The sequence below is a fragment of the Spirosoma validum genome, from assembly GCF_014699035.1.
Taxonomy (GTDB): Bacteria; Bacteroidota; Bacteroidia; order Cytophagales; family Spirosomataceae; genus Spirosoma; species Spirosoma validum.
Map to the genome: position 1 here is coordinate 317,900 of NZ_JACXAA010000003.1, position 19,425 is coordinate 337,324.

Genomic DNA, 19,425 nt, shown 5'->3' on the forward strand with positions numbered 1-19,425 from the left:
TACATTAGTCAAGTACTAGCGAACGAGTGACACTAGCTTTCGTCAGCTTTTTGTTCTTTCACTAATCCGTCTGTCCAGGCTTTTATTGATGCCTACGCCCTTTCATCCGCAACTAGTTGTAGGATTGACGTAACTGGCGTAGCTTTCGTTTCTAATCATTTTAAAATCAGCTCATGACACCGCTTCGCCGACATGCCGTACTTCGGCGCGTAAAAGATATTACCTTCAGTACCGCCCTTAGTCTGGCGTTACTCAACGGAGGAGCCATGCTCCAGAGTTGTAGCAACAACAATTCCGACGAGGAGCAGACCGAACGAACTGAAACGACGTTCAAACAAGGCGTTCGGACATTCATTACCGAAACCGCACCCGGTAACTTCAAAATTACCGATGAAGTGCAGGCCCAGCCAGGACAAGCCGGAGCAATTGTCAGCTATTACGATGGTCATCGTGATACGTTGAGTGTCGAAGCTGCTAAACGACTCGTTCAATCCGACGAATCGACCCGCACGTACCTAAACAATCCGGGCGGCTATCAGCATCACAATGGATTAGCCAATGTGTTGTTATGGGGTGGGTTGGGCTATATGCTCGGCCGCTCGACGGCTCCGCAATATCGTGCTGACCAACAGCGATACGGAGCGGGTGTGTATGCCAATTCAGACGTATACAACCGTTCTAACCAGGTTCGGGAAAACGTGCGCACCTCGCGTGTCGTTCGGACAACCCGGCCGTCTGGTGGACGTAGTGGATTTTTCGGAGGTCGTAGCCGGGGATTCTCGTCATAAATTGGATAAAATAAAGATATTGCCGCAACTAATTACCCCTTTGTTACCGTTACCTGATTAGAACTGAGGAAATTAAATAGCCTGATAAGCTTTTAGTAAACTACCATGAATCGGCAAAAAAATCGGGAGCGGCTGCGGCAGGAAACATTTGATCTCTGTATTATTGGTGCGGGTGCCAGTGGTGCCGGTGCCGCTTTAGACGCGGCTCTCCGTGGGTATCGGGTTGCGCTGATCGACCGGGGAGACTTTGCGGGCGAAACCTCATCGCGGTCAACGAAACTGATTCATGGGGGTGTCCGGTACCTGGAACAAGCCATCAAAAAACTTGATCTGGCACAATTGCGTCAGGTTCGTCATGGTCTGGCCGAACGTCGGACGGTGATTCGGAACGCTCCCCATCTGGCGCATCCGTTAGCCATTCTTACGCCTGTTTTCAGTTGGTTCGAGGGAATGTACATGACCATCGGGCTAACGCTCTATGATTTGATTTCCGGGCAGGATTCATTGCCGAAAGGTAGCTGGCTCAGTAAAGCGCAGGCGCTCGACAAAAGCCCAATGCTGACCCGGCAGATGCATTCGGCGGTGCTTTATTACGACGGTCAGTTCAACGATGCTCGCTACGCTTTAGCGCTTGCCCACTCGGCCGACGAAGCTGGGGCTGTGGTTGTGAACTACGCAGCCGTCACAGACTTCAGGAAAGAGAGCGGACGTATCAACGCTGCTATAGTTCAGGACCAGTTTACGGGCGAAACAATCGATGTTCGGGCAACCGTTTTTCTAAACTGTACGGGTCCTTATGCTGACAGCGTTCGGTTACTGGCAAACCCCGATCTGGATCAGCGCATTCGTCCCAGTAAAGGTGTTCATATTGTTCTGCCTCGCGAAACGCTAAACAGTGACTACGCTATCCTAATTCCGAAAACAACCGATGGCCGGGTGGTTTTTGCCATTCCGTTTGGCGATAAGGTTTTCGTCGGAACGACCGACAACGATTATTCGGATTTAAATCAGGAGCCCGTTCTGGAGCCCTCAGAAGTTGATTACCTGCTTGAAACGGTACGGCCTTATCTGGATAAAACGCCGGAACGTAGTGAAGTTCAGTCTGGGTTTGGCGGGATACGTCCATTGATTGTTAGCAGTCGTGCTGATACCAAAACTTTGCTTCGCGATCATGAAGTTGAACATGACACGACGTCAGGTCTGCTGAGTTTGCTGGGTGGTAAGTGGACAACGTACCGGGTTATGGCGCAGGATGCGATCGACTGGGTGGGTGAACTGCTGAATAAGTCCGCGAAAAGTAGTACGGAAACACATTACTTAGTTGGTGGTGAAAACTACAAGTATGCCGATTGGCAGCGCCTGCAAAACCAGTACAACCTTCCTGCCGAAGTATGTCAGCATTTAATGCGGACGTATGGCAATCGTGCCGATCAGGTAGCACAGTTAACACAGCAACCCGCGCTGGCAAATAAACTGACCGATAGCCAGCCGTTTATCAACGCTGAAGTAGTTTATCAAGTGCGTGAAGAAATGGCCGTTACACCCCGCGACGTACTGGCACGCCGGTGGCGGCTCGAACTTTCTGACTGGCAACTAACGGCTCAGCTTGCTCCGCAAGTGGCTGATCTGATGGCTACTGAATTAGACTGGAGCGATGCGTATCGCGTTGAGCAGATTCGTGCGTATCAACACCAGCTCAATACGTTTATGACCCGAGCCGGCCTAACCCACGAACGGACAGAAGCATTGACCTAGACGTGCTAAGACAATCTGGCGTCACTCGCTAGTGCGGTCTCTATAGACGTCAACAAAATTTAATCAATGCGACTCGCATTAAGCCATTCGACCCCTGCGGGGTCAAATGTTTATAGCAATTATTAGTTCTATAAGCATCTGACCCCGCAGGGGTCGAACAAAATACTATCGTATTTCTTAGTTTGGTACAACACGAACGATTCGGCCAGGTCCTTCGAGCGATACATACAGGTTGCCGTCAGGTCCCTGCTTGACGTTACGTATACGCTGGCCTGTTAGCAGTTTAGTTTCTCCCGTGATCTGATTGTTGCTGAGTGTCAGGATACTCAAGTATTCCTCCGCCAGCGCACCCGTCACCAGACTACCTTTCAGACTACCGAATTTGTCGCTCGTGATAAACGCCAAACCGCTGGTGCCTATAGATGGGGTCCAGGTGTGGATAGGTGCCTGAATGCCGTCGCGGGTGGGGCTTTCCGATATGATAGTACCGTCGTAATTAACACCGTACGAAACCAGTGGCCACCCGTAATTGGCACCTTTCTGAATGATATTAACCTCGTCCCCGCCTTTCGGACCGTGTTCCGTTGACCATAGCTGGTTCGTCGCCGGATTGAAGGCCAATCCCTGCGGATTCCGATTGCCATACGCATAAACCGTCGTGGGGGTCGTGTTGCCTGGTAAGATGGGATTGTCGGATGGAACCTGACCACTGTCAGTCATGCGGTGAATTTTACCCCAGCCAGTGTTCACGTTCTGGGCATTCTGGTTAGGCGATGAAGCGCCACCATACGTGCGCGGACCGCCTTCGCCTACGCTCAGGTACAACATGTTGTCTGGGCCAAACTCGATACGACTACCGTAGTGACCCTGCCAGGCATTCGTAGCATCCGTCTGAAAAATCGTCGACAAGTCAGTAATTTGGTTGTTGGCTACTTTGAACCGCACCAAGTTCAGGCGTCCTGACTGCGTACCCGCTGTAGAGCCCGCGTAGGTGGCGTAGATCCAGCCGTTGCTGGCGTACTGCGGATGCACCCGTAAGTCAAGTAAGCCGCCCTGCCCCGCCGTGTAAATGTCACCAGGCAATCCTGTCAGCTCAGTGGGCGTAGTGGAGCCGTTGGTTAGTCGATAGAGTCGTCCTCGCTTTTCGGTAAAGAGCAGATCGCCGTTAGGCAAAAAATCCATGCCCCAGATGATCTCATAGCCTGCCAGCACGGTTTGAACCTGAAAGTTGGCTGGTATCGGTGCGGGCGTTGTGTCATGGTCGGCCACTTGCTGGCAACTGCTAAACAGACTGGCACCCACGATTAGGGCACTCAGTACGGATAAAGTTTGCTTTTTCATACGTTGATTTTAATCTCTTTTTAATCTAAACGTATGTAAAGCGGATTTGTTGAATGAGAAAGTGGTCTGCCGAACGAATGGGCTTTGTTTCTTTAGCCATTCCTTCAACAGACCACTGCTCTAATCCAATCTCTTAATTACGCCGTTAACGACCAGCCCTGACGGTACTCACGCTTCACGAATTGATTCGCTTCGTCAAAATTGGTGATCTTCATGTTTTTGCCATCCCATGACAGTTGCTTCCGACCTGGGTAGGTAAATCCTTTTCCATCAGCTTTTGGCGTGCGAACTGTATAGCTACGAATCGCTAAGTTCCCCATCAGAACGGATTCAGTAAGCGGACCGGCGAAATCGAACGAAGAGGTAAGCGCCTTGTGCTCTTTGCTATTGAAACCTGCCTTGCAGGCTTCGGTCCACAGCACCTGGTGTCCATTTTCAGGTAGCGGCTTGGAACCATCCGCAGGCTTCGGTTTTGGGTCACCCACTATTTTCTTTCCATCTTTTGTGTAAAGCTTCGGGTCCTCGCCGTACATCCCACAGATGAGCAAGCCTTTGTCGCCGTGGATAAGAACACCGTTTTCGCCATTTTCGGGCATAGGTTCACCTTCAGGCAGCATATCCGGACGGAAAGGACGCAGACCGCCATCCTCCCAGATCATTTTTACGACCGACTTATTTTTAGCCGTTGCCGGGAATTTTAATTCCACATGCGATGAGGGCGGGCAACCTTCAGGAATATACTCGGGTGTCCAGTCTTTCAGGAATACCTGGCCAATGCTGGTTTCAACCTCAGTTGGGTAACCGAGTCCGAGTACCCGGAACGGCGTATCCATGATGTGACAACCGATATCGCCCAGGGCGCCCGCACCAAAATTCCACCAGCCACGCCATTTGAATGGGTGATAAGCGGGCGTATACCCAACTTTCTGCGCGGGACCGAGCCACAGATCCCAATCCAGATCGACAGGTACCTGCTCAACTGCCGGTGGCACGGGAATGCCCTGCGGCCAAACGGGACGGTTGGTCCAGAGGTTAACGGTATGCACAGTGCCCAGCAGGCCTTTGTCGAACCAATCCACCATTTGCTTCTGCTGCGGATTCGATGAGCCCTGATTGCCCATTTGCGTAACGACTTTGTATTTGCGGGCGGCCTCGGTCAGCATCCGGGCTTCGTAAATATTGTGGGTCAGCGGTTTCTGTACGTACACGTGTTTCCCGCGCTGCATAGCGGCCATTGCCACAACAGCGTGCGTATGGTCGGCGGTCGAAACCGTAACGGCGTCGATGGCTTTGCCTTCTTTATCGAGCATTTCCCGGAAATCTTTGTAGCGTTTTGCGTTCGGATGTTTCTCGAAATTTTCTTTAACGCGGGGCAGACCCCAGTCGACGTCGCAAAGCGCTACGATGTTATTCGCGCCATTGTTATACGAATTGTTGGTATCGCTAAAGCCTTTACCACCAAAGCCAACACCTGCAATATTTAGTTTATCGCTGGGAGCAATGAAACCTTTACCACCGAGTACGTGACGAGGTACGATAAAGAAGCCTGCCGTAGCCAAAGCGCCCGCCTGAAGAAACTGACGGCGCGTCGTGCCCTGCGTGGACGCGCCTGAGTTAGTTTGCCCAGACGTTGGCGTTGAGTTATCTGATTGGTTCATGAGAAACGTATAGGAGTTGTATTAATTGATAAGGGAATATCAGGCGAAATTTACCCAATTGTTGTTATGATTTTTCCGCTATCAGATACATTTGCTGATCCCCCAACTGGTAATCCGTCTTTTCCGTCGAATTATAAACAGCAATGGTTCGTAATCCATACTTATTCAGTAGTCGCTTCACTTCAGAAAGGGTATAGACGTAATGCTTGAAGTAATGCACCTCAGTCCGGTCTGCCTTGGTATACGTAATCTCCGTTGCCATGTAGCTGTCACCAACCACGTACGAATTGCGGATGTCCATAATTAAATCGCCAAGTAGGTAGTGCCCTGTATGGGGAAAGTTGGGCAGAATACTCTCGGCGACCAGCCCCGAATTTATCACAAACCGGGCTCCTGGCTTCAGGGCGTTCGCTACCTTCTTCACAAAGACGCTCATTCCCTTAGCATTGACGTAGCCAAAACTGTTGCCCAGGCAGTAGGCACCATCAAAAGAATTTCCGATTGGCGTTGTCAATAAATCACCCTGAATGACTTGGATGGGCAATTGTTCAGAGGCTATTTGTTGCTGTAACGCCAGAAGAAATTCAGCGGAGATATCAATGCCTGTCAGCATAAAACCCCGCTTTGCCAACTCAACAGCGTGCCGGCCGTTTCCACAAGGGATGTCGAGTAACGTAGCACCCGGTTGTGTGGCTAACGTATCAATCAGGAAGTTCACTTCCCGTTCGGTCACTGCTTCCAGAGGAGCTTTTGTCCACATTTCGCAGTTCAGATCCGAGAAAAAATCAGTATACCAATTATCGTTAATCGTAATGTTCATTGTCTGAAAAAGTGTTAATGGCTAAAAGACTGCTAACTGGGCAGACGTTTAGCTTGAAGAAATAGGGAAAGACGTTAAGACGTAATTCTTCTGAAGAGAAGTAGAGGCACGCGTACATGGCTTATATCAAACCGATACAGTGCCAGAAGAGCATACAAAACTGCCAGCCCGCATAAGCAGGCCCTGAAAGAGAAGGAAAAAAGACCGTATCAGCAGCCCGGCCGTTTGGGCCTAAACCAAGGAGATCACAGGCGAATCTGTTTTGAGCCGTAAAAGTACGGAAGCAGTAAAAGAGGGAAAAGTTGTTTTGAGCGAGCGGTAGCTGGTTAGTTGTCAACTCCAAACAAACCTCTCATCATTCGCTCAAATTCGGCCTGCCAGGGAGCCGTGATTGTAATCCGTTCCGACGTAACGGGGTGCGTAAATTCAATCTGCTGAGCGTGGAGCAGCATGGTATTCATGTCGAATTGATCCTTGAATAACTTGTTCTGTTTGTTACAGCCGTGCGGACGGTCACCAATAATTGGGTGCAGAATGTGGGCCATGTGTTTGCGTAACTGATGCATTCGTCCGGTGGTGGGCGTGAGTTCTACCAGCGAGTAACGGGACGTAGCGTGTTTGCCAAATGGTAGCGGAACCTCCGTTCGTTGAAGCGTTTTCAGGAACGTAACGGCATACTGTATAGTACCGTCATCGCGCCGGAGGGGGTAATCGATTGTTTGCTCATCTGGCGTGTAGCCTCTCACAATCGCTACGTATGTTTTTTGAACCTTACCTTCGGCAAAGAGAATCTGCATAGTTGAGTTCATGGCTTCAGTAAGCGCGAAAAGAAGCACTCCGCCTGTTTTTCGGTCCAATCGGTGAACGGGATAGACGCGCTGGCCCAACTGATCCCGTAGCAATTGCACGGCAAATTCGCTGGCGTCGCTGGCAATCGGCGACCGGTGGACAAGCAGCCCGTGCGGTTTGTTGATCGCGACTAAATCAGCAGACTGATAGAGTAGGGGAAGGGGTTGGGCTAGACTGATTGGCGGAGGCTGCGGTTGCATGGAATGAGTAAATAACGGGCTGCACATAACTTACGACCGTTATCGTGCAAACTTAAAAACTATGCAAGTTCGTCAGTCCGTCAAGAACCTTTGTCTTCTGACCAGTCTATTTTTCTCACTAACGAGTTTTGCTCAAAAAGCGACCGAACTCCGACGGTTTCAACTGGCTCAGGTTCAGCAGGGCGTGGCCGTCGACCCGGCGCATTTCTACGTCATTAACAATCATTCGCTGACCAAACATACAAAAGCCGACGGGAAGCAGATAGCAGCCTGGAACGATACAACCGGGCTGTTGAAACATATGAACAGCGGTGTCGTCATTGGACAAAAACTCTATTGCACCCACTCTAATTATCCGGACGTACCAATGGCTAGCTCCATCGAAATTTTCGATACGCGAACGCTGACGCACATTGGTACTCACAGTTTTGGCTTGTTTCCGGGTTCCGTAACCTGGGCTGACTTTTACCAGGGATACTGGTGGGTGGCGTTTGCCAATTACTCAAACAAGGCCATGGCCGAAGGTCGCGATAATCGCTGGACGACGCTGGTCAAGTTTACCGAAAACTGGCAGCAGCTTGAGTCCTGGGCGTTTCCTGCGAACGTATTGCAGGCGTTTGCTTCGTACAGTACGTCGGGGGGCACCTGGGGATCAGACGGGCTCATTTACTGCACGGGCCACGACAAACCGGAGCTGTACGTCCTGAAACTACCCGAACGAGGTCATACGCTTCAGTACGTAAAAACCATTCCAACCCTCAGCGAAGGCCAGGCTTTTGCCATCGATCGTAGTATCAAAAACAAACAGGTGTTGTATGGCATTACGCGCAACGATAACTACGTCATTGTCTCAGTTATCGACTAAGCGAGGCTTTACCGTTTCGCCAGATCAACAATATCCTTCACTTCCAGAATTTGCTTTTCGTAGCCTTTCGTAACGGTTTTAATCATTGCCTGACCCACTTCCTGCAACGTACAGAAACCGGCCGGGTAAAGGGCTCGACCGATGGGGTAAAGCCAGGCAAGCAACTTGTAATAACTCTTCACATTTTTCTGACCAGGTACCGCTTTCATAAAGCCGGGTCGGAACATGTAGGCGTTTTTGAACAGGCGCATCAAGGCATTTTCGGTAGCGCCTTTTACGCGCGCCCAGGCGAGGCTCCCCTGTTCGCTGCTATCGGTACCCGCTCCCGTAACGTAGCAAAACGTCATTTCCGGATTGAGTTTTGCCAGCATTGTCGCTACGTTCATAGTAAGGTCGTATGTCAGGTGTTTATAATCCTCCTTGCTGATGCCAACGGAGGATACACCCAGACAGAAATAACAGGCATTATACCCAGTCAGTTGATGTTCGATGGGGGTTAGATTAAAGAAGTCTTTGTGGATGATTTCCGTTAATTTGGGATGCGATACGCCACCGGGCTTGCGGTTAATGACCAGCACTTGCTCCACATCGGGATGATTCAGGCATTCGAGCAGGACGCCTTCGCCCACCATGCCGGTAGCGCCGGTTATGATTGCTTTGATTTTCATGAGTAATGAATTGACGGAGAGTGATAACGAAATAACTACCCATCGCTCATTATGTTGACCTGGCTAAATTTATCGGCTTGCCTAACAGTATCGAACTAGCTCAAAAATCCTTTAAACGCTAACTGGACTCATCGCTAACTCGTTCAATCTATGCGAAACGCACTTGCTTTTTTACTTATCTGGCTCCTCGCTCCTTGCACCCTGCTACTCGCACAAAGTCTTGTCAGCAACGGTCAGCGCGAGATTGTCTTTCGATCCGTGAATGTGATTCCAATGGATCGGGAACGTGTTTTGGAGAATCAAACGGTTGTCGTGAAAAATGGTCGTATCACGGCGCTGGGAAATGAGGGAAGCGTAAAGTTTGGCAACGATGCACTGGTCGTTGATGCGAAAGGTAAATACCTGACGCCGGGCTGGGCCGAAATCCACGCGCACGTACCGCCCATCGACGACATCGAGCCGATGAAAGAGGTGCTGACACTCTACCTGGTCAACGGAATCACCACCATTCGGGGCATGCTCGGTCACCCAAAACACCTCGAACTACGTAGTAAAATAAACAGTGGCGAAATTCTCGGTCCGCACTTCTATGCGACGGGTCCATCCTTCAACGGACAGACTGTAAAAACCGCCGAGCGGGGTGCCGAAATGGTACGGGAGCAGAAAGCCGCCGGTTACGATTTTCTGAAACTGCATCCCGGCCTCACCAACGTAACGTTTCCGGCCATTGCGAAAACGGCTAAAGAGGTTGGCATTCCGTTTGTCGGACACGTATCGTTCAATGTGGGCGTTTGGCGAGCCATTGACGCTGGTTACTCGTCCATCGATCATCTGGACGGTTTTATCGAAGCCATCGTGCCCCGATCCGATACGTTAGCGGAGCAGGAAACCGGGTTGTTTGGCTCCTGGATTGCCTATCGTGCGGATGAATCGCAGATTCTGAAACTAGTGAAAGGCTTACGTGATAAGCACATTCGGGTGGTGCCGACGCAGGCCCTGGCTGAACGCTGGCTTTCGCCACTTCCGGCCGATGCTTTTGCCAGTGCGCCGGAGTTCAAATACATGAAACCCGAACAGATTACGAGTTGGGTCAATGCGAAAAATAGCTACAACAACAACCCGAATTTTTCCAAAGAACACGCTGAAAAACTGATCCAGATCCGTCGGAAATTGATTCTAGCGTGTCAGAAAAACGGTGTTGATATTTTGTTAGGCTCCGATGCGCCACAGGTCCTTAACGTGCCGGGTTTTTCAATCCATCACGAAATGAAGTACATGGTCGATGCAGGTCTGACGCCTTACGAAACGTTACGTACCGGAACCGTTAACGTAGCGTCGTATCTCAACAAGCCCGATTGGGGAACGATCAAGACGGGCAACGTATCGGATTTGGTGCTGCTCAGTGGTAATCCACTGAAAGACATTGGCCAGACCCGGAACATCGAAGGCGTCATGATCGGCACGAACTGGCTGCCGAAAGACTACATCCAGAGTGAGTTGAAAAAGCTGGAGAAAAAATAAGATTAGTTAACCACAGAGGCACAGAGACCACAGAGTTTTATTTAGGATTATTGTACTTCAAGCTCTGTGGTCTCTGTGCCTCTGTGGTTAATTCAAATTTGTTCAATACACTACCAATGAACACTACCAACGCCACTTCAGAAGACCTTTCCGTAAATCAAACGACCGATAAAACCATCTGCGCTACGTGCGGTACGCAGTATCCGGCGAATAAACCGTTGCCGGAATTATGCCCGATCTGTAACAACGACCGGCAATACATTGGCGATGACGGACAAGTCTGGACCAGCCTGGCGACGTTGGCAAAAGACCGTACGATCCGCTTCAGTCAGGTTCATGAAAATTTGTATGACTTACGTATCACACCGGCCTTTGCTATTGGTCAACGGGCTTTTCTGATTTTGTCTGAGTCGGGTAACGTACTGTGGGATTGTTTGCCCTTTCTGGATGAGCCGACCGTAGCGTTCATTCAATCAAAAGGCGGGCTGAACGCCATCGCTATTTCGCATCCGCATTACTACAGCCTCATGGCAGAATGGGCACGGATTTTTAACTGCCCGATCTACATTCATCAGCACGATGCTGAGTGGGTGCAGAAACCTTCAGGTCATGTCCAGTTCTGGACGGGTAATCAGAAAGCACTCTGGGACGGCATGACCATCATCAACACCGGTGGGCACTTTCCGGGAAGCTGCGTCTTGTATCTGCCTGATAAATCCGGTAAAGACAGTATCTTAACCGGTGATTCCATCTACGTAGCGCGCGACCGGCGAGCCGTTACGTTCATGTACAGCTATCCCAATCTTATTCCGCTGTCTAAAAAAGACATTGAGCAGATACGAGACCGAATGGCCGACGTTCCGTTCGACCGCATCTATGGAGCATTTGACGGAATGATCATTGCCGAAAATGGCCGGGCCGTCTTTGATGCGTCCATTCAGCGGTATCTCAAAATTGTTTCCTGAAGAAACGTAGCAACGAATACTTTTTACAACACCACCCTAACTACCCGTAATGACATGAAAAGAATTATCTATTCGCTTGTTCTGATCGGCTTGCTAGCCAATCCACTGGCCCATGCGCAATCGCCCAGGCTGTCGGCCAGGATCGACTCTCTTTTTGCGGAATGGAATAAACCCGGTATGCCAGGAGCGGCCGTCGGCGTTGTTCATCAGGGTAAATTGATTTATGCCAAAGGATTCGGGGAGGCCGATCTGGAAACGGGAGCACCGATCAAGCCGGAAACGATTTTTCACGTAGCGTCGGTATCGAAGCAGTTTACGGCTTATGCGGTTGTGTTGCTGGCCCAGGAGGGCAAACTGTCGCTGAACGATGATATTCGAAAATACCTGCCCGAAGTGCCGGATTTTGGGAAAACCATTACGATACGTCAATTGATGAACCACACCAGTGGCCTGCGGGATCAGTGGAATCTACTGGCAATGGCTGGCTGGCAACTCGACGACGTAATCACCAAAGAACAGATTTTCAACCTGGTCCGTCGGCAGAAAGAGCTGAATTTTGAGCCAGGTTCGGCTTATGCCTATTGCAATACCGGCTATACGCTGCTGGGCGAGATAGTCGGGCGTGTTACTAAACAACCGTTTCCCAACTGGATGCAGCAGCATGTTTTCAAGCCATTAGGCATGAAAAATACCTTGTTTTATGCTAATCAGGAGCAACTTGTAAAAGGCCGGGCCTACTCATTTCACGTAGCGTCAGGAGCGCAGCCGGGATTCGACAAGAGTATTCTGAGTTATGGCAACGTCGGCGCCACCAGTTTATTTACTACGGTGAATGATCTGGCCCTCTGGATCGACAATTTCCGTTCGTCAACGATTGGCAACAAGAATACCATGACGCAGATGCTGGAACGGGGCCGACTCACAAAGGGCGACACGTTGCCCTATGCCCTGGGCTTGATCCACGGCAAATACAAAGGGCTATCGTATTACGGACATGACGGCGCTGACGCCGGTTTCCGCTCTTCGCTGGCGTACTTTCCAAAAGAAGATTATGGGTTCATTGTGTTGAGCAATCAGGCCGAGTTTAATCCCGGAAAAAAAGCTTTTGATGTTGCCAGGCTGGTTCTGGCTCCGCAACTGAAAGAAGAAAAACAGACCAGCGCTCCAGTTGCTACGTCGTCTACAGTGTATGCATTTGATTCAACACGGTTCAGTCAATATGCCGGAGCGTATGAGCTGGCTGAACAACCGGGCTTTATCCTGACATTCAGACGAAATGGTAACCGGTATTATGCTGATGCGACTGGCCGGGGCGAGATAGAAATTTTTCCGTCGTCCGATACGACTTTCTTTTTAAAAGTGGTCGATGCTTCTATTGTCTTTCATAAACCGAAAGAAGGCAACGTGAACCGCATTACACTCCGGCAAAATGGCGATCATCCAGCCACTCGTGTTCAGCCCGGTCAGCAGTCGGAAGTGAAGTGGGAACAGTTCGTAGGTAAGTATTATAGCCCGGAGCTGGAAACGATCTATACGATTGATCGCAAAGGTGATGCGCTGAAACTAATCCATGTGCATCACGGCGAAGTAGACTTAAAAGTAATCAATAAGGATCGGTTACAGGCGCCCTGGTGGTTTGTGCAAAACATTGCTGTGGTTCGGGATAAAGCCGATCAGATCCTTGGCCTGCGGATGTCGAATGGACGCGTAGTGAATTTGTGGTTCAAACGCTTGCCGGATGATTTCGGAACAGGAATACCGCCCATGGCCAGCAAATAGCTCGAATAAAGTAGTCAGTAAGATTCCGCTATGACTGCTTTGTTGTCCGCCACAGCCGATAGCTGCGGATAAAGTGCTTCTAATTCCCGCGTAAGACCTTTATAGATACCCGGATCAAACGGAGCCATAAATTCCTTAATGGGGTTGCGGGTACGCTGCGTTTTCAGGCCCATGTCGCGCATGAGTTCATCGGCATGGTGAAACGAGAAAGGCGAAACACACGTACCCGATGAACTGGTTTTAGGAGCCCGCTTCAACAGCCATTCCTGATGGACCGCGATCTCCCGCTTCATGGTTTCCGGGCTGGGCAGTTTCAGTTGACCTTTGATGTACTGAGCGGTGTAATGGGCAGCCAGCTCCGACGTAAAGGGGGTGAATAAGGATGCATTATACCCCACGAATGAAAGATTCGCTACGTCGGCGGGTAAGACGTTACGGTACAGCTGAAACATGCCTTTTTCATCCCGGAGACGACTGCTGAGTCTGGGTTCCAGAAACGGAACGGTTTGGTTAAAACCCGTGGCAAAGACAACCATGTCGGCCGCGATTTTTTTGCCGTTATCCAGAATCACTCCGTCTTTAACGTAGCGTACAATCTCGCCTTTCTCCAACTGAATCTCGCCATTGGCCGCCCGCTCAAAAAAGTTATCGGAGCTTAAGCCGAGCATACAGTTTGCAATGCTGTCGAACGGTTTTTCGGGGAGCAGACCGCTTTTCTTTAACTTTAGCTGAGTCGTTACCAGTTTGCCTAATCCCTTCACAATCAATTTGGTGACAGGTTTGCCCGCCGGGCCATGCAGAAATTTGTGAACGCCAAACAGCGAACGGTAGGGGAATAATGACTCGCCGAGCCGGTGAAGCAGTAGGTATTTGATGTTAAGTCCCAGAAAGATACGCGGCATTTTCCAGCGGACGTTTCGATAAATGCAGACCGGTTTCTGGCTGGATACGTTCCCGATCTGCGACAGAATATCGTGTGCCGATTTGGCAAAACCGACAACGGCTACCTTTTTTCGTTTGGCGGCTTCGAGATGGCGCTGCCGGAATTCTGTACTGTGCAGAATCTGACCTTCAAACAAAAGGGAACCCGGAATTTGTGGTCGATTTGGTTCGCTATACGTACCGTTGCAAATGACTAAGAAATCAACTTTTACTACGGCCGATTTACCATGTTGACTGGTGTGTAGTATCCAGCCGCCCAGTCCATCGTCGATAGCCTCCGCTTTCTCCACATTCGTGCTGAACTGGATTGACGGTAGTACTCGAAAATGACGAGCGTAACTCATTAGGTATTCCTGTACCTGTTGTCCCGATGGCCATTCTGCGTACTGCTTCGGCATCGGAAAATCGGAGAAGGTATACGTATCGCGGGTGTTCTGCGTCGTTACACCCGGATACTGACGGGTAGAAGCCCATACGCCACCTAATTCAGCTTCTTTTTCGAAGACCACGACTTCGAAACCGTGCTCGCGCAGCGTTTTTGCGGTAACTAAGCCGCTCAGCCCGGCACCGATAATTCCAATTTTCTTAGGCGATTTCATTACGTATGTGAAGACAATTGATCAAACATGAGTGAAGGATGATCAAAAGTAAATCGCTCCCAAGCCACCAAAAATCGGTACGATGTTGAGTTGGAGCTTTTACGTAACGAACCGCGAAAAATACGGCTTGACCTGTGCCGGTTTAGCCTAGACTATTCCATGCTAAACCGGCTGACATGCTATTGTTTCTGGCTGATACTTACCATCCAGTTGATACCAAACTGATCCGTTACCATGCCGAATACATCGCCCCAGAACTGCCTGGTGAGCGGAGCCGTAACCTTCCCGTTTTCGGAGAGTTTGTTAAAATACGTCTGAAGGCGCTGCTCGTCAGAACCCTCCAGCGATAAACTAAACGGGTTACTGTTCCTAGCTTCTGTACCATTGGGATTATCGCTTGCCAGCAGGACGACATCACCGCTAAGGCGGGCATGCATGATTTGGTCTTTTACGTCGGCACTGTTCGCTTTCGGCTCGGCGTGGGCATCGGCAGGACCTTCGCCAAACGTGGTCAGCACCAGTTCGCCACCGAAGACGCTCTTGTAAAATTCCATCGCTTCGCGGCAGTTTCCATCGAAGAAGAGGTACGGGTTGAGGAGTACAGGATTCTGATTCATAGGGTTTAGTATTTTTTGCGGTAAAAATACTAAGGCCGTTTAAAACCTACGAATCTCATAGCCACTCCCAGGCACTTTGATACGCATTGAGATTTTCGGAATAGGTAATGAAATCGGCGTAAAAGGGGAGCCCCGCCAACGTAGCGCTGTCGCCAATGATGACCAGTTTCTTGCGGGCGCGTGTCATCGCTACGTTCATGCGCCGGATATCGGACAGAAAACCAATGTCGCCTTCGGTATTACTGCGAACCATGGAAATGTAAACAATGTCCCGTTCCTGTCCCTGAAAGCTATCGATGGTATTGACCGAAATTTTGTCTTTATACTCCTGTAGCTCGGGCGTATTCAGCAACTGCTCGTTCAGGATATTGATTTGCTGCTTGTAGGGGGAAATGACAGCAATCGTTGGGAAATCCTGTTTAGCGTAGCGTGTAGCTAAATCGGTCGCTAGTTGCGCTAGATGTTTCATTAACAGCGCGGCTTCTTCAGGATTCGTTGAACTGGTTCCGTCCAGCTTTTCGTCAAATCCGCAACCCGCCGTATCCACAAACGCCAGCGACGTATCGCCCTCAAACAGGGAATGGCCTGCGACTGATGCGTGCGCCTTCACTTTGTTTTCGTAAAACACCTGCGACGAATACCCCATGATGTGCTCGTGCATGCGATACTGTTCGTTCAGCAACGTAACGGCTTCGGGGTGCAGCGTAACACATTTCTCGAGCAACGTAGTACTTAAGCCTTTCCGCGCGGCTTCCGGCGATTTGATCGTCGGCGGCAACTGGCAATGATCGCCTGCCAGCACAACTTTCTGCGCTTTCAGAATCGGAATCCAGCAGGCCGGTTCCAGCGCTTGTCCAGCCTCATCGATCACCACCGTATGATACGTCAGATTTCGAACCGTGTAGTGATTCGCACCGACCAGCGTAGCGGTAATGACCTGCGCTTTGGCGATCAGATCATCAATAACATACTGCTCCGAGTTGGCTACGTCTTTCATAATGCGATGGGCTTCATCAAACAGGGCTTTCCGTTGATCGCGTTCCGCTTTACCGAAATTGCGCTTGTACTTATGCGCCATATTCCTAAACTCATTCGCCTGCTTCTTCAGCTTTTTGGCTTCTTTCATGTATGGATGCTCGCCCACCTTATAATCCAGTGTCAGCGCCATCAGCCGTTCCGATACGCGGGCCGGGTTGCCGACCCGTAGTACGTTCAACCCCTCCTCATGCAGCTTTTCGCTCAATAAATCGACGGCCGTATTACTCGGTGCTACCACCAGAATCTTCCGGTTATCCTGCTTAATCAGCGTTTTGATGGCCTGTACCAACGTAGTAGTTTTGCCGGTACCCGGAGGGCCATGCACAATTGCCAGCTCATTCGCCGACACGATTTTCTCAACCGCTGCGAGTTGACTGGGATTCAGTTTAGGCAGAAATAACCTGGGGACTTCCGTATGAAACGTAGGCGATTTCTCGCCGGTCAGGATGTTGGTGATTCGTTTATCCGGTTTCTCGCTTAACGTACTGGCCGTTTTAAGGGCCTGTTCCATTTCGTTGTAGCTGTTGTCATCAAATAGAACTTCAACACCCAGTTTACCATCGCGCGACCAGTCGGGCAGTTCATCCGTACGTAGCGTTATTTTGGCGCGATTGCCGCCCTGGTAGGAAATTGTGCCTTCGACCCGGTCGGTTTTAGGATCGTGATTGCTGAACAACACGGCGGGCATGCCAAACCGAATCTGATGCGGGATGTCCTGATGCGTCGTTCGTTCAATTTCTACGGTCAAATAATCGCCACGACCAATTTCGGAACCACGGATGGCGATTGGGTACCAGGTTAAGCCGTTGGCCCGACGCTCGGCAACGGATGTCGTTTCGGTAAGTCTTCGGTATTGAGTACGGTCTTCTTCTCGTTCAATCTTGAGTAAATCGAGCAGATTTTTGAAATAATCCATCCACAAAGATACGTACCTTTCGTGGGTGTCAGGCTTGGGAAACAGACATCACTACGTAGACAGATACCAGCGGTTGTGCTAGCCTGCTTTCGACTCAACTATCGCTCCAGACAGACAAAAAAAACCTTCTGCCAGCACTTAACTGACAGAAGGTTTTTATGCAATGAGTCAATAAACCTATGGGCGCTGCATTTTACCGCTCGATGAATCACTTCTCATCCGGTTGCGTCGCATATCCCGATTCCGGCCGTTACCCTGCGTTGACATTGAGTCGCCCGACATGGAATTCATATTCCCCGACCGTCTGTTCATGCGTGCGTTTCGGCCTTTTCCCATGTTTGAATTGGTCGTAGTCGACGAATCGGTCACGCCAGTTTGCGAGGATGAACCGTTTGTGCCATTACCAGTACCACTGTTGCCGGTGCTTGTTGTTTGGGCCTGTGCGCTAAAGCTGGCTACTGCGAATAAAAGCGCGACCATCATTACTATGTTTTTCATGAGTATACGTTGAGTTTGACACTAGTCGACAGACTAATTGCTTGGTTAATGAACAGATTGTTCAGTAAAACGGGCCGAAAAGGAAGCAATAACTGAGCGTACGGTATCAAGTTTACCCAAGCGCGCCAATAACGGGCTTATAATTGATCAAAACAGTTGGTATCTGGCCATTTAATAGGCTGAGAAAAAGGTACCACGGGTTTTAACCCGTTGGGGAACTGGCAAAAAAAACGGGTTTTAACCCCTGGTACCGGTACTAAGAAGTAAAAATGGCGTGATTACCCTCTTCTCTTCAACTCATCGAGCAGATAGTCTAATCCATTCAGTTTGATTTCGTACATGGTTTGTAACAGCATCCCCAGCTTACCCGCCGGAAAACCACTCTGCATAAACCATTCCAGGTAAGATATTGGTAAAGCTCTGATCAGCGTGCCTTTATACTTGCCAAACGGCATCTGGTAATGAAGCAATTCTTTCAACAGTTCAGGATTGCCGTGGGCTTGTTCGCTGGGAATAGACATAACTAGTAAGGGTTGTTTGCCAAATTACGTGTAATCGGGCCAGGTATACATCAGGTTTTGTAGGGGATAGGTAAGTTGACTTGTAATTAGTTCGCTTCTACTGTCGCTGACACATGATTGGCAATAGCGTCGATGATTACGCCCCAATCTGCTTTATTTAGTTCGTGGCCCGTCCCTTCGAGCCGAAGTAGCTTTGCCTTTTTTAGCTCCCGTAGTATTACCTCCGTGTGCTGAAAGGGCCAAATTAAATCGTCCGTTCCGTGGATTAGCAGGGTGGGTTGTTTAATCGTATGAATTTGTCCGTAATAGGCTTCACCTCCCTGCAGCGAAGCATGATTAAACATACTGCGGTAGCTGTTGGCGCGTCTAAATTCGTTCCGGATCAGGTTCTCACTTCGTTTTCGATCAAATGGTTTTCGTCCATTCATCAAGATAGCTCCCTGAATCATATAATCTACTACGTCCTGCTCGTTCGCCCAATTCACGGAATCCGCTTTTGCCTGAAAGTCGACAATTCGCTGATCCATTTCGGGAATGCCGGGATCGGAATCTCCCCAGGGACCGGTGGCCATAAGGGTTAACGATTCAACTTGTTGGGGGTATTTCAGAGCTGCGATTTGAGCAATCAAGCCTCCTAGCGAGATGCCTGCAAAATGGGCTTTTGCACATTGATACCCATCGACTATGGCGATGGCATCATCTACCAAGTCTACTAGGTCGTAGGCTGTTACGCCAGGTTGATACGTCGTTGATTTCCCTACATCCCGGTAGTCGTAACGGATGACAAAAAGACCTTTATCCGCTAATCGCTGACAGAATTCTTCATCCCAAAAGAGCATTGACACCGTCGCGCCAGCCAGTAACAGTAAGGCTGGCTGGTTCGGGTCGCCAAAACTTTCAGTTGCTAAGTGTATGTTTTTATGGCTGATTATTTTTTCGCTCATAACCAGGTCGGTGAATAGACAGGTTTCATAGGTGTAAATAGTAAATCCGTCTTTTGGTTTTAATCTTACTGGAATTCCCGAGTCAAAAAAGCATTCCAACCAGTATAACAGGCTTCGGGTCCTGCCTGAGAAAAGCGAGTA

General features: G+C 49.8%; 17 protein-coding genes. 6 read left to right on the forward strand and 11 right to left on the reverse strand.

The features are described 5' to 3' along the window. Positions 1 to 173: 173 nt before the first annotated feature. Entirely contained in the window at positions 174 to 788 is a 615-nt protein-coding gene (locus tag IC230_RS10050) for a hypothetical protein (protein ID WP_191038858.1), read from the forward strand. Between the two features lie 105 nt (positions 789 to 893). Further along, on the forward strand, positions 894 to 2,543 hold the full coding sequence (locus IC230_RS10055) for a glycerol-3-phosphate dehydrogenase/oxidase (RefSeq protein WP_191038859.1): 1,650 nt from the start codon (positions 894 to 896) through the stop codon (positions 2,541 to 2,543). A 177-nt stretch (positions 2,544 to 2,720) separates the two neighbouring features. On the opposite strand, the gene IC230_RS10060 is transcribed toward IC230_RS10055, so the two are convergent. From IC230_RS10060 to IC230_RS10075, 4 genes are all read right to left on the reverse strand, one after another. Next, positions 2,721 to 3,884 carry a PQQ-dependent sugar dehydrogenase gene (locus IC230_RS10060; protein ID WP_191038860.1) on the reverse strand — a complete coding sequence of 388 codons (1,164 nt, stop codon included), beginning with the start codon at positions 3,882 to 3,884 and terminating at the stop codon, positions 2,721 to 2,723. A 137-nt stretch (positions 3,885 to 4,021) separates the two neighbouring features. Further along, positions 4,022 to 5,542: a Gfo/Idh/MocA family protein gene (locus IC230_RS10065; protein ID WP_191038861.1), complete on the reverse strand. Its 1,521-nt coding sequence runs from the start codon at positions 5,540 to 5,542 to the stop codon at positions 4,022 to 4,024. A 64-nt stretch (positions 5,543 to 5,606) separates the two neighbouring features. Then, positions 5,607 to 6,362 carry an SAM-dependent methyltransferase gene (locus tag IC230_RS10070; RefSeq protein ID WP_191038862.1) on the reverse strand — a complete coding sequence of 252 codons (756 nt, stop codon included), beginning with the start codon at positions 6,360 to 6,362 and terminating at the stop codon, positions 5,607 to 5,609. 326 nt (positions 6,363 to 6,688) lie between these two features. After that, the gene (locus tag IC230_RS10075) at positions 6,689 to 7,411 is read right to left on the reverse strand and encodes a pseudouridine synthase (protein ID WP_191038863.1); all 723 of its coding nucleotides are present in this window, start codon (positions 7,409 to 7,411) and stop codon (positions 6,689 to 6,691) included. Positions 7,412 to 7,472: 61 nt separating this feature from the next. Here IC230_RS10075 and IC230_RS10080 point away from each other — a divergent pair, with 61 nt between their 5' ends. Further along, positions 7,473 to 8,276, forward strand: a complete 804-nt coding sequence (locus IC230_RS10080; RefSeq protein WP_223860575.1) for a hypothetical protein — start codon at positions 7,473 to 7,475, stop codon at positions 8,274 to 8,276. Between the two features lie 8 nt (positions 8,277 to 8,284). Here IC230_RS10080 and IC230_RS10085 read toward each other — a convergent pair whose 3' ends face one another. Then, positions 8,285 to 8,944, reverse strand: a complete 660-nt coding sequence (locus IC230_RS10085) for a Rossmann-fold NAD(P)-binding domain-containing protein (RefSeq protein ID WP_191038864.1) — start codon at positions 8,942 to 8,944, stop codon at positions 8,285 to 8,287. A gap of 150 nt (positions 8,945 to 9,094) precedes the next feature. Here IC230_RS10085 and IC230_RS10090 point away from each other — a divergent pair, with 150 nt between their 5' ends. The 3 genes from IC230_RS10090 to IC230_RS10100 all read left to right on the forward strand — a co-directional run bounded on the left by IC230_RS10090 (position 9,095) and on the right by IC230_RS10100 (position 13,209). Beyond that, the gene (locus IC230_RS10090) at positions 9,095 to 10,465 is read left to right on the forward strand and encodes an amidohydrolase family protein (protein ID WP_191038865.1); all 1,371 of its coding nucleotides are present in this window, start codon (positions 9,095 to 9,097) and stop codon (positions 10,463 to 10,465) included. A gap of 116 nt (positions 10,466 to 10,581) precedes the next feature. Then, complete coding sequence (locus IC230_RS10095; RefSeq protein ID WP_191038866.1) at positions 10,582 to 11,430, forward strand: MBL fold metallo-hydrolase; 849 nt, start codon at positions 10,582 to 10,584, stop codon at positions 11,428 to 11,430. 54 nt (positions 11,431 to 11,484) lie between these two features. After that, on the forward strand, positions 11,485 to 13,209 hold the full coding sequence (locus tag IC230_RS10100) for a serine hydrolase (RefSeq protein WP_191038867.1): 1,725 nt from the start codon (positions 11,485 to 11,487) through the stop codon (positions 13,207 to 13,209). Positions 13,210 to 13,223: 14 nt separating this feature from the next. Here IC230_RS10100 and IC230_RS10105 read toward each other — a convergent pair whose 3' ends face one another. The 6 genes from IC230_RS10105 to estT all read right to left on the reverse strand — a co-directional run bounded on the left by IC230_RS10105 (position 13,224) and on the right by estT (position 19,284). Beyond that, complete coding sequence (locus tag IC230_RS10105; RefSeq protein WP_191038868.1) at positions 13,224 to 14,750, reverse strand: flavin-containing monooxygenase; 1,527 nt, start codon at positions 14,748 to 14,750, stop codon at positions 13,224 to 13,226. Positions 14,751 to 14,929: 179 nt separating this feature from the next. Then, complete coding sequence (locus tag IC230_RS10110; RefSeq protein ID WP_191038869.1) at positions 14,930 to 15,367, reverse strand: VOC family protein; 438 nt, start codon at positions 15,365 to 15,367, stop codon at positions 14,930 to 14,932. Between the two features lie 55 nt (positions 15,368 to 15,422). Further along, positions 15,423 to 17,321: an AAA domain-containing protein gene (locus IC230_RS10115; protein WP_191038870.1), complete on the reverse strand. Its 1,899-nt coding sequence runs from the start codon at positions 17,319 to 17,321 to the stop codon at positions 15,423 to 15,425. A 177-nt stretch (positions 17,322 to 17,498) separates the two neighbouring features. After that, positions 17,499 to 17,819, reverse strand: a complete 321-nt coding sequence (locus IC230_RS10120; protein WP_191038871.1) for a hypothetical protein — start codon at positions 17,817 to 17,819, stop codon at positions 17,499 to 17,501. A 278-nt stretch (positions 17,820 to 18,097) separates the two neighbouring features. Beyond that, on the reverse strand, positions 18,098 to 18,340 hold the full coding sequence (locus tag IC230_RS10125) for a DUF3820 family protein (protein WP_191038872.1): 243 nt from the start codon (positions 18,338 to 18,340) through the stop codon (positions 18,098 to 18,100). An 86-nt stretch (positions 18,341 to 18,426) separates the two neighbouring features. Further along, on the reverse strand, positions 18,427 to 19,284 hold the full coding sequence (estT, locus tag IC230_RS10130; protein WP_191038873.1) for a macrolide hydrolase EstT: 858 nt from the start codon (positions 19,282 to 19,284) through the stop codon (positions 18,427 to 18,429). Positions 19,285 to 19,425 lie beyond the last annotated feature (141 nt).